Origin of the sequence: Psychrobacter sp. GP33, from assembly GCF_014119005.1 — a bacterium.
Classification (GTDB): Bacteria; Pseudomonadota; Gammaproteobacteria; order Pseudomonadales; family Moraxellaceae; genus Psychrobacter.
In genome coordinates this window covers 1-16,580 of sequence record NZ_JACGYX010000007.1, presented here as the reverse complement: position 1 = coordinate 16,580, position 16,580 = coordinate 1, and the positions used below count along the sequence as shown (strand labels likewise).

Annotated in this window: 14 protein-coding genes; 2 read left to right on the top strand and 12 right to left on the bottom strand. The window is 36.9% G+C overall.

Annotated elements, in window-relative coordinates:
* Positions 1-88 precede the first annotated feature (88 nt).
* The 12 genes from H2245_RS12005 to H2245_RS10050 form a co-directional block, all read right to left on the bottom strand.
* Positions 89-292 (bottom strand): hypothetical protein, encoded by a 204-nt coding sequence (locus H2245_RS12005; RefSeq protein WP_220464423.1) that lies wholly within the window; start codon positions 290-292, stop codon positions 89-91.
* Positions 293-744: 452 nt separating this feature from the next.
* Positions 745-1,089 carry a hypothetical protein gene (locus H2245_RS12000; RefSeq protein WP_220464422.1) on the bottom strand — a complete coding sequence of 115 codons (345 nt, stop codon included), beginning with the start codon at positions 1,087-1,089 and terminating at the stop codon, positions 745-747.
* A 230-nt stretch (positions 1,090-1,319) separates the two neighbouring features.
* Positions 1,320-1,484 carry a hypothetical protein gene (locus H2245_RS10085; RefSeq protein ID WP_182407272.1) on the bottom strand — a complete coding sequence of 55 codons (165 nt, stop codon included), beginning with the start codon at positions 1,482-1,484 and terminating at the stop codon, positions 1,320-1,322.
* 51 nt (positions 1,485-1,535) lie between these two features.
* Positions 1,536-2,729, bottom strand: coding sequence for a CRISPR-associated ring nuclease Csm6 (gene csm6 / locus H2245_RS10080; RefSeq protein ID WP_182407271.1), 1,194 nt, complete (start codon positions 2,727-2,729; stop codon positions 1,536-1,538).
* Entirely contained in the window at positions 2,726-2,854 is a 129-nt protein-coding gene (locus tag H2245_RS12125; protein WP_259365173.1) for a hypothetical protein, read from the bottom strand. The genes csm6 and H2245_RS12125 overlap by 4 nt, the downstream gene beginning before the upstream one ends.
* A 294-nt stretch (positions 2,855-3,148) precedes the next feature.
* Complete coding sequence (locus H2245_RS10075) at positions 3,149-3,451, bottom strand: protein phosphatase 2C domain-containing protein (RefSeq protein ID WP_259365172.1); 303 nt, start codon at positions 3,449-3,451, stop codon at positions 3,149-3,151.
* Positions 3,430-3,795: a hypothetical protein gene (locus tag H2245_RS12120; protein ID WP_259365171.1), complete on the bottom strand. Its 366-nt coding sequence runs from the start codon at positions 3,793-3,795 to the stop codon at positions 3,430-3,432. The genes H2245_RS10075 and H2245_RS12120 overlap by 22 nt, the downstream gene beginning before the upstream one ends.
* A 316-nt stretch (positions 3,796-4,111) precedes the next feature.
* Positions 4,112-5,884 (bottom strand): Card1-like endonuclease domain-containing protein, encoded by a 1,773-nt coding sequence (locus H2245_RS10070; protein ID WP_182407270.1) that lies wholly within the window; start codon positions 5,882-5,884, stop codon positions 4,112-4,114.
* A gap of 213 nt (positions 5,885-6,097) precedes the next feature.
* A complete protein-coding gene (locus H2245_RS10065) occupies positions 6,098-9,316 on the bottom strand; it encodes a tyrosine-type recombinase/integrase (RefSeq protein ID WP_182407269.1) in 3,219 nt (1,072 codons plus the stop codon).
* 127 nt (positions 9,317-9,443) lie between these two features.
* Positions 9,444-11,732: a hypothetical protein gene (locus tag H2245_RS10060; RefSeq protein ID WP_182407268.1), complete on the bottom strand. Its 2,289-nt coding sequence runs from the start codon at positions 11,730-11,732 to the stop codon at positions 9,444-9,446.
* Entirely contained in the window at positions 11,725-12,276 is a 552-nt protein-coding gene (locus tag H2245_RS10055; protein WP_182407267.1) for a hypothetical protein, read from the bottom strand. The genes H2245_RS10060 and H2245_RS10055 overlap by 8 nt, the downstream gene beginning before the upstream one ends.
* Before the next feature lie 668 nt (positions 12,277-12,944).
* Positions 12,945-13,358 (bottom strand): DUF1971 domain-containing protein, encoded by a 414-nt coding sequence (locus H2245_RS10050; protein ID WP_259365170.1) that lies wholly within the window; start codon positions 13,356-13,358, stop codon positions 12,945-12,947.
* Between the two features lie 658 nt (positions 13,359-14,016).
* On the opposite strand from H2245_RS10050, the gene H2245_RS10045 reads away from it, so the two are divergent.
* Together H2245_RS10045 and H2245_RS10040 are read left to right on the top strand one after the other, a co-directional pair.
* A complete protein-coding gene (locus tag H2245_RS10045; protein WP_182407266.1) occupies positions 14,017-15,213 on the top strand; it encodes an amino acid aminotransferase in 1,197 nt (398 codons plus the stop codon).
* A gap of 105 nt (positions 15,214-15,318) precedes the next feature.
* A complete protein-coding gene (locus H2245_RS10040) occupies positions 15,319-16,464 on the top strand; it encodes a glycerate kinase (protein WP_182407265.1) in 1,146 nt (381 codons plus the stop codon).
* Positions 16,465-16,580 lie beyond the last annotated feature (116 nt).

Sequence of the window (16,580 nt, the reverse complement as noted above, 5' to 3'; positions counted from 1 at the left end):
TACAAGCTTACTAACTGCAAGGTTCTATACACAAACTTAATGCTAAATAGTAGATACTAGTCCATTCTTATATTCTATATAATAATTATTATTTACCACCTTCAAAAATATGAGCAAACCTTGACCAAAATTCTTTTGATAATAATTTTTGAGCGGTTTGTTGCTGCTGTGCGTTAAGCTCTTGCCCTAATTCGTGTCTTTCTAATTTCTGCTGAGTTATTTTAGCTTGTATTTTTTGCTGTTCTAATTCAGCTTTAGCATATATCATTTGCTTTTCTAATTTGACTATCATTTACTGTAGACCTTCAACCTGCTCTTTTTCCTCTAGTTTAACGAAGTCGTTATTGTCTATTTTTTCTTCTAGAACTTTTGTTTTTTGATTAACTGCCGGTTTTTGGTTAGCAGTTGATCACGTTCTTTTAACAAGTCTGCACTATTATTGCTTTGTACTTGCCCTATATTTTCAGTTATTTAAAATTGTTTATAATTGAGTTTTTTGGCACCTTGTTCATTATATTTGGGTAAGTCGCGCTCATAGCTTTCTTGGGTAAGAAATGCATAAGCCACATAAAAAGTGTCATCTTTTATAAATCCCGCTAGACGCTCAGTAGTAGTATTTTGTTTAATAATGATTAAGTCCTTTTTTTGCCATTTTTTGCTATGCTATTTGCGTCATAGTGGATTCACACTGTTTTTGATTAAGTGCTTCAGAGCTAACGCTGATTGTTCAATATCATCTTAAAGCTATTCTAAAATACTTTGACTAGCAACAGGGGTAGCATTGAGCTTTTCTATTGATAACAGTACTTCGGCAAAAGATGAGATAGTTATCATATTGTCGCCAATAGGCTCTATAAATGAAGTAGGCAAGAGCTTTTCCTGCTCGGTATAATCCATAATAAAGGAGTAGTACTCTTGCTTACTAATAGCTGTTTGCTCATCAATGCTTTTTAGCGCTGGCACAACACGATTGTAAATATCAAAAGTAAATGGTAGCGGTAGTAGACTAATCAATTGCTCAGCGCGTTTAAAAATACATACACTGTGTTTGCCATACAGCATGTCTAACAAAGTTAAAAACTGAATCACTTTCTTGTAGTCTTGAGTTAGGTTTAATACCACACCATGTTGTTAATTTAGGTCATCATTGTTTAAATAGGCCAAAACCTTTTTGACCAACTCGCGGAAGCTCTGTTCTTTTGATGCTTTTTTATTTCGTTAGCACAAGCTTTACTGGCGACATTATCTGTTGACAACAAAACTACTTTACTGGTTTTTTCAAACCTAAGCGTTCAAGCGAGTTAATCTCGGCAGAAACTTTATAAACGTTTTTTAAGTTCTGCTACACACATGCTTATTTGCTGCTCAAAGGCTTTAGTATCTTCTTCCCATTCATGGCCTAACTTAAAGTATTCATGTTGCAATTCACAACCATTACTAATGGAAGCGCCGATATTACAAATCAAACATTTATCTTTTTGCATATGCTTACATTGTCCCTAGATATTAAATTAGAGCTGTGCCAATTTATATAGCTAAAGTTTTGATACAAGATCGATACTATTAGCTTCATGAGTAAATTTATTTACACTTAAATCATGCTCAACGACTAATGTTTCAGGAATAAAGTAACAAACCTCATGTAGCTGTGTGTTGTACTCGTTACTACCAATCTCAACCTCGCTACACACAGCTGCTTCAAGCCATTGCTTAAATTGACTGTTAATCTTAGAGCGAGCTTGCTGAAGCCAATATTTTTCTAATGGTTTTAGGCCTGGCAGCTTTGATAGAGACTCTACCGTATTCTCCTCAACTACTTCTCTATCAACATTGAAAGAAGCAAATACTCGACTATCACCAGCAATCATTGAATAGGTTTTTAAATAAGACGCGCTATGCACTAGATCATCACAAAACTGACGATCCATATCAATTTTTCTACTAGGTAACTGGCTCAACCAAAAATAAAATGCAAGCTCTTTTGGCGGGAGTTTAATCTTAATGCCATTTACTAAAATATATTTCTTCTTAGATATAATTTTAACTTTTACTCTTTTATTTTTATAAGTATTTAATAATGCAATGGTTTTACTAAAGGAGTTACTCTCAATCTGATTTATAAAGCTTTGATCCACCATATTTCGCATACGTACAAATGGAATCTCCAAAAGGTTTACTTTTGCAGCTTTGGTATTCAAAACCTTATCGTTCTTGGCAATATAATTATCGTCCAAGGTTGGGAAAAAAAACTGATCAGAAAATTCAAAATCTTTGCTAACAAAAACATGGCTAAGGACATCTTGCTCACGACCAAAAATTGACATAGCATAACCCATATAAAATGCCATGGTCTTACGACCGCCTGCTATAGATGCATGAATCCGACAGTTTTCATCAGAGGTGAACTTAGCCACAATACGAGTAATAGAGTCTGCAATACTTTGCTGATCCTGCTCTTCACTGCCGTCAAATACTAACTCACCATTATCATGCTCCATAAGCAAGATATGATCTAACTCAAACTTAAAGTCTGGCAGTCTATGGTGAGCTTTTAAATGCTCTATCTGTTCTTTTTCAAACAACCATTCAACTGCTTTTGCCTTGGCATTTTCTGAAGTGATTAAGTAAACCTCGTCAGGAAAAGGCTTACCCTGCTTGTAAATAGCATAGAGAGTTTCAGTTAGTACTTGAGGACTTGTTCCCATAACGGACAGCAGAATAGTTTTCACTTCTTGAACCCACTGAATACTATTAAAGCGACCAAATCTGAATACTGAAACTTGTAGCTTTCTACATCAATAATATTAACGAGCACGTTATTATTACCGCAAGCATGAATACCTAGATCTGACATATTTACTCCTTACTGCCTTTATCAAAATATGCCCAAGCCGTTGCTTAGCATTACTTCCTGTTGGGTAAACCGTCCCGACTATATCACGGAAGCTTATTTGATAGAATAAATAAATAAATCGATCATACCAATCACACTACAAAGAGATGCGATAGTACATAATTTGGGAGCAGATTATCTTAGACAACCCCATAACCTACTCAAAAGACATCTCTGACCCAAGACGTCAGTACAACAACCTAAGCCACCCACTACATTTCTTATTATCACCAAGAATAATGGCTTTCCTTCGACTTACACAAAAATAGCAATCATTCCATCTCCAAGGCGACGACCCAGTGTGACGACTATTCCATGCTGCATAGCAAAGAGGCGTGTAGCCGAACATTCTGAATAAGTAAACGGAGCAATTTTTACAATCCAGTTGGCATTGATGAGCCTAAGAATGCCAATGATGTTTGCATCAGGATTATTATGATAACTTTTGGCAGCTTCAAAAACAGCAAGACAAGCTATTTTTGAGCCGTGATCGGAATGCGATTTACTACCTAAACCATCTGATACGATGATATTACCTAATTTGTATTTTCGTACCATCTATGAATCTTGGTTAGGTATATTTTTTTACATGCAAAGGCCCAGTTACTGAGACTCGCCAGCTGCTCCAGTTTTGATAATGCATCCCAATCTTCCTCTAATTCTATTGGCTCAGCCAGTTCGGACCTAAGAATCTGATCTGTAGATACTGGAACAGCTAGCTGATCATCACTTTCAAAAAAAATACAATCAAACGCTGAGGCAATATCCTCCAAAAGATAAACACTATTATTTGTTGAAACTTTCTTCAACTTCATAAGATAAACATCAGCGCCTGCTGCAACAGTCCAAATAATCAAATCAGAAATTGAACTCGATTGGCTATGAAAACTTAATATGTTCAAATTAGAAAAGTTACCATCAGAGAGAATGAGAACCTTCGATCTCTCAGTACTGTTTAGATTCTGAAATAGAAAATCACATGATATATTCAGGCTCGACGAACATCGAGTGTTTAGGTTAGTTATAGCCCCATCGCTTTGCACAGCGATCTCGGAAATATTTTGAGCCCATTCATAAAATTAATATCTATATTTGCATATTTTCCCTGATCTATAAGCTGCAGTTGAGCAATATAACATCACAAGTTTCGCTGAAGATGAATTTCCCCTAACTAATTCATGCTACTGGAAACATCAAAAAACAGATAAATAGATGTTTTCATCGACTGAGAACTCCAGACTTTATAATCTGATTTAACTCATATATTAAATTTTCACCTGAAGCTTTTTTAATATTTGTTGAATCTTTAATTTTCTTATCAACCACTTTATTAGAAGACAAAAAGCATGAAGCTAGAATACCCTCACCTTCCACTCCTCCATAGAACCTAACAATATTTTGTAGCTGCATTATTTGATCTGTTTTTATATTGCCGGATTTACACTCTACAATATAAAGCCGACGGCCATCAGTAAAAACAATGTCAAGCTCCTGATACTTCTCTCCTTCGGTTTGTTTGCGCACTTGTAGCTTTAACTGCTCAAAGGAAACCGCTTTATTACCTGGCTGTGAGCTACTTTTAAACGCAACTTCTAAGCCCATCCGCATATCCATTATTAAGCTCGAAGCAATCAGTGGCTGTAACTTCATAAAGACGTATTCTTCAAACCATCCTCCTGAGAGATATTTAGCAAAGTCCTCCCATTCTTGAAATTCAAAAAACTTAGCACCAATACTAATTTTGACGCTTCTATCACGTGAAAGTTCGACAAATATATCTTTATGATTTAGTTGAAACGGTTGAAAGCTATCGTTATATTTAACTAGACTCCTATAGAGACCAGTTAATTTAGAGCGTATTTTCCATAATTCATTTGTCAAACGTTCTCTATCTGGGTTCCTTATGTCTGCTATATCATCCCAATAACCAGGTTTTGAAATAAATAACTCATCTCCATTAAGCATGAAAAAGGTTTCTACAGACTCTATTAACTTCGTGTCTTCTCTAGTAAAGTCATTCAAGTTAACAACCTGATGGCTTCGGCTGTCAAAATAAAATGGAGTTGCGTTAATCTTACGACAAGCAGCAAGCGCTCCTGCATACATCAACTTAGTTCCTCCTGTTAAATTGAAACCAACTTTCGAGTTACCTGCCATTTTGCTAGTAATATTTAAAATAGTAGAACGAACCTCTTCAGGATCGTAAGGATCGACTGAAATTTGGTCAAAGTCAGCCTTAGTAATGAACTGTTTCATAATGTCAGCAGGAAACTTCTTTGAATTAAGAAAAATGTGTTTCTTGCTGTGGAATTGATTAATTCCAAGCAAGCTAGGAATGCGTTGATCACCAAATAAATGAAAAATAACATCGTAACGCGATGAGTTTACCTCACAAGCTTTAATTTGTTTACCATGCCATTCCATCCAATTATTCGGTAATACAATTTCTTCTGGTGGTTTACCATATTGAGAAGCTGCTATAAGTCGCTTTTTAAGATTTGGATGTGTCAGCGCAGCAAATGCCCATACGAAAGCCATAACTGGCGTTCCTGGACTTAAATAAAGTGTGACGAGCTTCTCACCTTCTTTATGAGCAACCAAATCTAAAGACTGTGTTGCTGCTTCATAGATTCCTTCAGTATCATTCAGATGTATCAATTTAACAGAGTTAAAACTCACTTTAATATTTTTCCCCATGTCTTTTAGTTGTTTTTTAAGCCAGACTAAAAAGTGAGTATGTGCCTCTTCTGTATTAGAAAATTGATTAATAAACCGTCTTACGACAATCAGGTCAGCATCTTTTATCTCAGATGCTTGGGTGTTAGATAGATTATCTTCATTGGACTTACCAACTTGAGTAAAACCAAGAATTACTACTTCGTCATAATCCTCAGTAAGCAAAGCTCCTAAAACAGGCCCCGTTGACTGTTCTAATTCAAGTGAAGCTTTAAGATCAGTAATTCCATACCAAGTCATTAAATATTTTTTCATAAACCATCTCCATTTACGTATGGGCGGAACCAAGAAACCTGATTTTTCAAGCATTCGGCAAAAATAGCACGATTGCCTGTTTCCAGTCTTTTAATCTTTCCAATTGATCTGCTAATAAATAAGCCTGCATCGTCTTGAGCTATGCTTAAGAAACTGTACAAGTAAACTTGGGAGTTTTTAGTTACACAACCTGACGGTAGAAGCTAGTATGCACTAGCCCTTTTCATTATTGCTACAGTCAATCAGTATTACTAACACCTCTCCCAAAAACTTCAAGACACCGGAAGATTCATAAGTAGCTTGTTTTTCAGATTTGGATTTCATTTTTCTGACAACTCTAGCTTCAAAGCCTACACAGTTTTGGTTAGCTTCTACCCTAATGGTGATATCAAGTTTATGTTTTTTCTTGAACTCCCTAACCTCTTTTACGCTACTAGAAGTCAGTTGCCAATGGTGAGGAGCAATAATTTCACACCCTATCTTCAAAAATTCAGCCAACAGCTCATGTTGAGATTTTTTAATGCCAAATTTTAAGTAAGATCTAGAGGTAATGTGCTTTTGCTTATAAATACTGACGAACTCTCGTAATTGATCAGGTTTCTGTACGGACAGGTTATAAGCGTTATCCAATGCCGTAGTAATAATGGCTTGAGCAGTTTGACCTTTGACTTGAGTGATGAGCTTATCGTTATTATTTAAGCTACTCGCGTTTTTATATAGCTCTCGTGCATTGAGTAAATGAATACCGTGTTTTATCGCTATATTTTCCAACTCTTTTTCGCGCACCTCAGGTCTGATTCTATCTATTTCTCTTATAAAGCTAATAACAGCATCGTACCTTGCATCAATAAAAACAGAGTACTGTATCCCCTCACCTTCATTATTATGCTGGATAAGTTGAGAACTCATATCGGGTGCTGTAAATAAAGGAGTGTGATGTGCTTTTAGCTTTTTTGCAAAATAAGGTCTTAATTTCTTTAACACTACTGTCTTAGTAGATTTATTATAAGCCGTTTTATCGTGATAATTGACGGTTTGGTAATCTATACCAGTTATACTTTTCAGCACAGTAAAAGGTATTTCGATTTTAGCTTTCCTCAGCTGCCATCCTGCTAATAAATGTGCGGTATGGATATAATGCTCAAAGGTAGTGTCACAAGTGAGATGACCTACGAAACTTGCTAATCCAAACCAAGCACCTTGATTTTGATGATAACCTGCCAAGCTATCAGCGATGTTCTGGCATTTATCCAAGGTATAGTCGGTCATCACCTCTGCTAATGCCGAACCGTTAATAGCTAGCGCTAATTGACTGATTGCCGTATGCCTAAGGCTATGAAAAGTATAATTATGATTATCTTGTCCAAGTACTTTATCCCATAGTATTCTCATCAAATTGCTAAAAAAATACGTTGGGAGTGGCTGCCTACTAGCCCCTTGTGAAAATAAATAGGACGCACCCATTCTTTGTTGCTGAGCAATAAACAACGTAACTATTTTTAACTCATCTTCCTTTAAAAACGCCGCCAATAATACTCTTCTTTTAGCACTGCTACTTTTAAGACGTAGATAAGGGTTTGGCGTCAGTACAATGCTAATATCCAAAAGGGCTTTTACATTCTTGAGTTTTATACCTTCAAGCTCATTAATGCGCATGCCAGTACGATACGCTAAAATTAATATCGTCTGGCATAAAAGCGTTTGACTCTTGTTTAATTCAGATGCTTGTAGCGTTTCATACATAGCCTTATACACCCGAGGTGAGACCATGCTCGCTTTGACGACCTGTTTGTTTTCTCCCCATGCAAAAATCACGTCAGGAGCTTCGAAATACTGCATCTGGTATCGGTGAAAAGCGCGTAATCGTCCGTAAGTATAAGACTGGGTGTCTTTAAGCTCATCTAAGCTAGTGGATTGTTGACTCTCATTCTTTGACTCTTTATTTTCGTCTAGCACCTGCGTTAAATCAGATATTGGTTCCTCTAAATCGTCACCTCCACTATTCTTGACATCGTCATCATCAAGCTCAATATCATCTCTATCATCGATCGGGTCTTTCTGCAAAACATCTTTTTTACGAGCATCTTTGACTTTACTTAAGATAATTTGCTCATATATTTCTTCATAATCATTGGTACCCCATTCCTCTAATTCTTCATCCATGGTCAACATAAGCCATTCACGTCCAATACAACCTACATATTTACTGACTGAGTTTAGGTTGGTTTGATTACCTTCTAGTAAAAATAGTACCCAGCCTAGCAGACGTATGGCGTTGGGCTGAGGAAATTCATCTTTTATGTTGTTAATAGTATCTTTGGCAGATAATCGAGTTCCTTTCAATGCCTCTTGAATGAGCTGAATGATATTCTTGCTAAAAGCGGGATAGCTTTTACTGGGCTTAGAGGTATCGTTCGATGATGTGCTTTGAATAAACAGCTGTTGCCAAGTAATAGCTGGTTGGGTACTTTGAATAACTTCTTGGTTATAACTAACTAATTGCTCAGTAGGTAGTGACGTACTTTTAAGTTGTCCTTGCATGACTAGACTGCCAGCGCCATCGATAGCACTACCAAGCCACTGCCGCCAATGAAAATTAGCGTATTTGATAAGATGTGATAAATGGATTTTTTTTGGATCTCGGCAAGTAAGTTCAAACTTATTGTTCAATCCTTTGATAATCGTCTCAAACTCCTGTATTTCCCGCTTATTTATACTAGTATCACCTAAAGCGTATAGAAACATAAGACTTAGGTCATCAGGAACATAAGAAACATAGCGAGTCAATGAATCATCGTTGCCATCAACTCTGCAACCATATTTGTCATCTCTGATCTCTAAAGGGATCACGAGCAAAATTCTATTAGCATTTAACTTCTTATTATCTTCAGCCTGTTTTTTTAGATTCACAAGATATAGTTGTCGATCGCTAAAGACCCACTGATACAACGCCTTTAATGCAGATAAATCATTTAGGCCGCCGAATATAACACTGCTATATAAAAAGTAAGCTACGTAATCATTGGCACTAAACTTACTCTTATTTTGCCAAGATAACTGCATCGTCTCCCAAGCACTCGAAACCTTTGAACCTTCAACAAACCACTCATAGCTAATGGTGAGTTTATCTCGTTCAGCCACAATAGGAACGACTGGCTCATCTAACGAGCAGTTGTTAATTTTATTGTAATTCCTAACTGCTTGTAGAAACCCTTGCCTTGCACAGCGGTATTGATTGAATGTAGTAAACTTTATCGATAACTCATTATCGATAATACGGTAATGTTCTACCATATCGGAATCATTAAAGGGCTTATGTTTGTATAAATAATCAGTAACGATAACTTCAGCTTTCCCGACTAAGAGTAACTTCTGATGCTGTAAATTAGCGGCTCTGCGCTCGTGTGAAAATAACTCTGTTGGCTCAGCCATAACGTCTGACCTCCACTTGCTTAAGATCAAGCTTTTGTACCACACGATCTAACTGGGGCAATAGCTCTTCCCTATATTGATTTATAGATATAGAGGACATCGGATGAAATATCTCTTGATCCGCATGTTAATGACCGAATAAGGCACAGATGTATAACTCGTCGACTTCGTTGGTCAGCATGGAGCGTAGTTGATGTCGCAGCCAATTATCTTGATGAGGAAGCGCATTGCCGACAGCGCTTCTAATACGTCTTGGTGTGATAGGCATAAACTTTTTCGGGTTAAAGCTAAAAATTTGTAAAAGAGAGATTTCTGATTGCAGCATCTTATCAATTTCAAGCCTGTGTTCTGGATACAAAGGATTATGCTCACTAGCAAAATGCTTGATATAGCTAATATAATTTTTCAATGCCGTTTTCAAAAAATGACTGATAGGAATGAGGCGACCATAATCTTTACCTTGGCGTATAGATTTATCTGACATCCAATACATGTCATGGCTAAAGTTGAACTGATTTAAAAATCCAGGTACATCATTAACGGGTCTTATACCGGTCTGGATTTGAATAACATGCCATAGCCATAGGCTATAAGCATTAAATTGCTTGATATATTCATCCTCTCGATCGTTTTTGCCCCGGTTTAATTGTCGACTATCACCTCGTACATTATCGGCAAGCAGAGCGAAAAAATTACCACAAACATTATCAGTCAATGCCATATTACTACCGACAAAGATTTTATTTTCATTACTAGCAACAGATGATACATTGGAAAAATATGTATACTTATGCGTTTGCCACATTTGATGATGTTTTGGGTCTGAATAGATGGAAGACTTTTGAGAATCACCGACTTTAGAGTACAGGTTACTCCTAAAATCTTTAAAGCATCGAGCACTAAGCATATTGATTGCGATTTGGTAAGTATGCAATAAAGAGGAGGTTTTGATGCTGGTATAGTAAAGTGGTGATGAATGCTCCACTTCCACACCTGTAAGAATGTCTGAGTGTAGTGGTTCACCGATTTGATGAGTAATAATAAAGGCTAGCGCTGATTCTATATGTTGACTTGATAATAAAGGTAAAGATAAATCTTCTTTAAGTAGTTTAAGAGTTTGGTTGACTTCGTTTGGCTCTACTGCAAACTTAAACTGTAATATACCTTGCAATGTTTCTGGTAGCGCCAAACTAAAATGATTGCTATCGCTTTTGACCACTTGCTTTATTGCATCACGCTGGTTAACTGTCACGTTAATACGGTTTCGAATAACGGCTATACCGCTCTCCTCTTCCACCAGAAACTGTCTTTGGCTTTTATTGCTTGCTACCTCATGAATTACGGTTTGAGTTGATCTACCGGTTAACATTGATAACAAAAAAATAGTAGCAATCCGCCTATTAAGTTGCGCTTCGTTAGACAACATATCCCAGAGTTTAAAAAAAACTAACTGATAATCTGATAATGTTAATAGCGTAGTGTTACTAGGAAACATAAATCGATTACGCTTACTATGCAAGTAGTTGGTTTTGACCTGATACTGTTGTAATTGTGAGGATTTAGCAGTTGTCTTAGTGGGGTTAAATTGATTATCCAATAACGCTGGCGGATCATCATCCGCTAGGTTTTCTGATTTGACGACGTTATTATCTAAAGACAACTTAGGATAGCGAATTCGACGCGTTCTTTCAGTAACAAAAGGCAAAACCTGCTCATCTCTCGGTGTTTTTAAAACGGCAGCCTGAGCATTAGATTTTCGTTTTCTATCGATATAATCCTTATCTTTAATAATAACTTCATAGGCAAGCCTTATTTTGCCTATTTTCGTAGCTGTGCTTTTGGTTTTAACTATGCCTGTCTGCTCCCTATGATCCATATTTTGCTCATAGGTTTTTATGTCAGCAAAGTTCTCAATAACATTAGCAGATGAGTCATGTATACGTATAAGCTCATCGATAATTTCAGTCTGAGAAGAGTTCTTTGTGAGCGCCATTCTTATACGAACACCAAGCGCATTAATCTTATTGAAATGCTTATCCTCACGCTCTGCTATTAGAAGTATGAGTTGGAGATACTTGCTCATAAAGAGCCAAGTTTTATCAGTAAATGGCTTTTTCCTATAATAGTTAGTAAAGATAGCTAACATAAAAGGAACAGACCAAGCTTTAGTGTTTTTATTAGAGTTGACTGCTTTTATGATGACAATGCATTGCTCATCGGTCAGTTTAGTTAAACTTGAATCTGCACTCTCAACATCCGTATTGATTAAGTAGTTTGGTGACAGCCTTATTAGATCAAATACTAATATATGTATTTGGACTGACAATGGTGAATCGTATGGCACAATTAGCCCGATTAGACGATGCACCTCTTCGACCTCTAAGACCCTAGGGATCCATTCTTTCACACTATCCATCGATCCAATCCGTATTCTGAGCCAAATCAAACGTTTCTTTATTTTGCTTTAAAGATTTCTGCGCGTAAGAATACTGATCCATCTTGATGCCTGCAAAGCTGCAATAGTCCTCGTTGTAAAGACTGTCACAGCCCATCAATTCTTTTAGTGTTGTTGCGGAACAATGCTCTTGTAATTGTTCCCATAAGGAAACGTGGTCGACATTTTTATAAAAACACAGTTTCAATACCTCAGCCCATGCCGCCTTAGTAATCTGCTGATCATTACCTGTAATAATGACGAAGGGTTGGCTTATATTGATTTCATACTGGAACACATTTGACATACGTTCAAAATTATCAAAATAGAAATAATGATTTTTGTTGTGATAAATAATTCTTGTAAGTGGTCTATGATATTTATCGATACCATTGAGGTGTATAGGCGATGTTTTAGGACGATACTTGAGCCAAGTTTTGTAGGCCGATAAAACCTTAGGGTGAACAGTCAAAGTAGTATGACTGGGGGTAAAAGAATGAAGGCGGGCAGATTGTTGCTTTGACATTTATCACCTCTGAGCTTTTTACCAATACTGTGTCATGATGTTGACGATACGGTAGGAGTAGCTTTATAATATATTAATAATATTTAGGTATCAATATATGCAATTATACCGTGACGAAAATATTAAAAATATCTTTTAATTACCCTAAAATCTCCATTATTTTTATTATAACCTTATTATTATATCAATTAATATCATATACTTAAGGTTTATATTCATTTTAGTAAAATAGTTCGACACCATTGCCAAGGTTGGGGTTTCTTGTACTCGCCCATATCTTGCTCCTATTGGCTAGATAGATTAAAAAATCTTTAAAAGATATATTTAAAATGAATGTTTAAAGGTAAAATAATACTTTCCAAAATAAAAATAATTATACCCACTAGTATCAATCTGTTAAGTAAGCTAAATGCTTAAGAAATTCTTAGGTATCGCTGTTGATCATAATATCTATATCAAGTTAATAGATTTAATTTCCTACTAACAATCGAATTAGCGGAATTATTTATTAAGTGTTTACACTTAGCATTAAACTGGAAACATATTAATATTCGTTTAATATAAATGTTAATATTTATTTTTCATATATACACTTGCACTCTCTATCATCCAAATAACCCTGGAATCTACGTTCAGTAAATAAACTCTAGCTTGAACCTCATAATAAATTAGGACTCATCTGATTTATCAAATAACTTTTCAATAGGTTTGGTATGGATTTTTGAGCTATTAAACATCGATTTATTACCAGTGTCACCTTCTGTCCAAAAATTGATATTGAATTGGGCGTCATCACTTAACTCTACACGGTGCCAGTATTGAGGCGGACTGACAGCAAATTGTCCTGCTTCAATGACAATGGTTTTTTCAGGTTCAGTAGCCGCTTCATCAGCAAAACCATAAAAGATAACCGTACCCTGCATGACACAAATTTGCCCGTATACACCCTCTGCCGTATTGTGATGAGTCAATAATGCATTAGGAACTTTATCTTTGGTGAAAAAATGGGTGGAACGTTTTATTTTCCAGTGGCTTGGGATAACCGCGATTTTATCAGTTGAGTTCATATTAGTATTACTCATAACAACTCCTTATTTTATTTAATCAAAATTACCGATACTAGATTTATTTATAACTGTACTTTTTATCTCAACCTGTTATAAAAGAGATAACTCTAAAGATAAAAAGAAAAACCATTAATGATAATAATTATCATCTTTATAACTTAACATTTTTTATAGCGTTTTGCTACTCAGTTGTGTTCCCGACTATGCACGACAATCAACCATATAAGGTAACGCCTTATTCCCTATCAAGTGGTAATTCAAGTGGACTATATATAGTAACGGCAACAACTCGGTTACTACTATCAGCGCCGTACTACTTCTGCAGAAATCACACTTAGCACCAATGCTTTTCTATACTAAGGAGCAACGCGCAGAGTTAACGCAGTCATAGTTAACTAAAAATTGCATACGATAATTCAATCCTAATTCTTTTCAATTATCGAAGGCATTGTTCCTGTTTTTAACCACGGATTTTGAGACATCACATACTTATATAACGTATAAAGTGATAGCAGTCATATCAAGATGATATTCTATAAAAGAAATATCAAAGCACCCTGATTTCTTAATACGTTATTCATTCATTTAACGTTGAGTTAATCCGCAATCTGATTTATGCTTTAGACCCTCGATTTAAATCTCTTATAAAGCAATTAAATAACTGGAAAACAATATGTTTGAACGTATCGAATATTATGCAGGTGATCCAATTTTAGGATTGATGGATGAATTTTTGGCTGACACTAGTCCTACTAAAGTTAATTTAGGTATTGGCATTTATTATAATGCAGCAGGCAAAATGCCGGTACTCGACTGTGTAAAAACGGCTGAACAGCGCCTCGCTGCATCCACTGCGCCTCGTCCTTATTTACCGATGGCAGGATTGCCAGGGCATCGTCAAGCATGTCAGGATTTATTATTTGGTAAAGATGCTAAAGCAGTACAAGAAAATCGTGTTGCAACCATCGCAACAATTGGTGGCTCTGGTGCCTTAAAAGTCGGTGCAGAATTTATCAACAAATGGTTTCCGCAATCTAAGTGCTATGTCAGCGACCCAACTTGGGGCAATCATATTGCCATCTTTGCTGGTAGTGACGTTGAAGTAGGCACCTATCCTTACTATGATAGCGCCACTAATAGTGTAAAGTTTGATGAGATGCTAAGCTTCCTTAGCGATTTGAATAAAAATGACGTGATATTACTCCATCCATGTTGCCATAATCCAACTGGTATGGATTTGACTCAAGACCAATGGAACACCGTGCTAGAAGTTATTCAAAAGCATGAACTTATACCGTTTATGGATATTGCTTACCAAGGTTTTGGTGAAGATATTGATAGCGACGCTTATGCGATTCGTAAAGCGGTTGATATGGGCTTACCCGTGTTTGTCAGTAATTCATTTTCTAAAAACTTGTCTTTATATGGTGAGCGCGTTGGTGGTCTATCAATCGTTTGCCCAACGCCTGATGAAGCCGTACGGGTGTTTGGTCAGTTGAACTTTATCGTACGCTCTATCTACTCAAGCCCACCTTCTCATGGCGGACATGTGGTCGATATTGTTATGAATGATGAAGCCCTACATCAACAATGGGTTGGTGAGGTTTATGGCATGCGTGATCGTATTAAAGCCATGCGTCTAGCGCTTAAATCAGTATTAGAAGCCAAGTTACCTGAGCGCAATTTTGATTATATTACCCGTCAAAATGGTATGTTTAGCTTTACTGGACTGACGCCTGAGCAAGTGGCGCGCTTACAAAGTGAATTTAGTATTTATATGATATCCAATTCGCGCATGTGTGTAGCGGGCTTAAATGCCAGCAATATTGACTATGTTGCTAATGCGATGGTAGAAGTATTAAAGGACTAAGCATTTATTAATTCGCCTAAGAACGCTTGTTTATAATGACGCCTATTATTTTTAATGGGCGTTCTTAATTCGAGACTAAAAAAGCCTTTTACCACAGAGCCTTAAATGAATATCTTAATCGCACCAGACTCGTTCAAAGAAAGCCTAGCCGCTATCGATGTTTGCCAAGCTATCCGATCAGGGTTCAGTCAGGTTTTTCCAAATGCTGACTATACATTGTTGCCAATGGCAGATGGTGGCGAAGGTACGTCTGAAGTATTGTCTTATGCGCTTGGTGGTGACTGGCAAAGCGTAGTGGTAAATGATCCTCTCATGCGCCCAATTACCGCACGCTATTTGCTATTGGATAATGGCACTGCCGTTATCGAAATTGCGGAAGCTTGTGGTCTGCATCTATTAACGATAGAGGAGAGAAATCCGCTAGCGACCAGTAGCTTTGGCGTTGGCGAACTTATCAATGATGCGTTAAATAAAGGGGCAAAACGCATTATCATCGGTCTCGGTGGTAGTGCAACCAATGATGCTGGTGCAGGTATGTTGATGGCTTTAGGAATGCGTTTTTACGATTTCCAAGATAATTGGGTCCCCCAAGGTGGTGGTCAACTTGATAAGTTACAGGAGATAGACAACTCAATATTTAACCCAAATATAGTAACAACGACGTTTGAAGTTGCTTGCGATGTGACCAACCCTTTATGCGGCGTATTGGGTGCCAGCGCTATTTTTGCACCGCAAAAAGGGGCTAATCCTGAACAAGTAACTCAACTAGAGAAAGCATTAAATCACTTTGCGATGATGTGCCAGAGACACGGCTATAGCTATAATCAGCATGTCGCAGGAGCTGGTGCGGCTGGTGGTCTTGGATTTGCATTGATGACCTTTTGCAATGCACAATTGCAATCAGGTTTTGATACGGTGGCAAAGGCGGTGAATTTATCGCAGTATATTGCTAATGCTGACCTCGTGATAACGGGCGAAGGCAAACTTGATGCGCAAACCTCCATGGGCAAAGTCGCTGGCGGTGTCAGCCAACTTGCGCGCGCTCATCATAAACCTGTCATTGCGATTTGCGGTAGCGTCGATGGGCTAAAACCTGCTCAAACTTCTCAATTCGAAGTCGTTATGCCCAGTATCCAAAAGATAGATACCATCGATAATGTGTTGAAGGGTGCTTATGATAATGTTGAAACAACAGCCGTTAATATTGCAGCTGCTATTAAGTTAGGACAAACGATAAAACCACATTCTTAGTCTTAAAGTTATAACCTATCTCAATTATTAAAAAAAACGCCCAACATTAACACTGGGCGTTTTTTTATTTCTTGTTTTAAAGTTTATTAATTATCTAATCCATATCAAAAATCTTC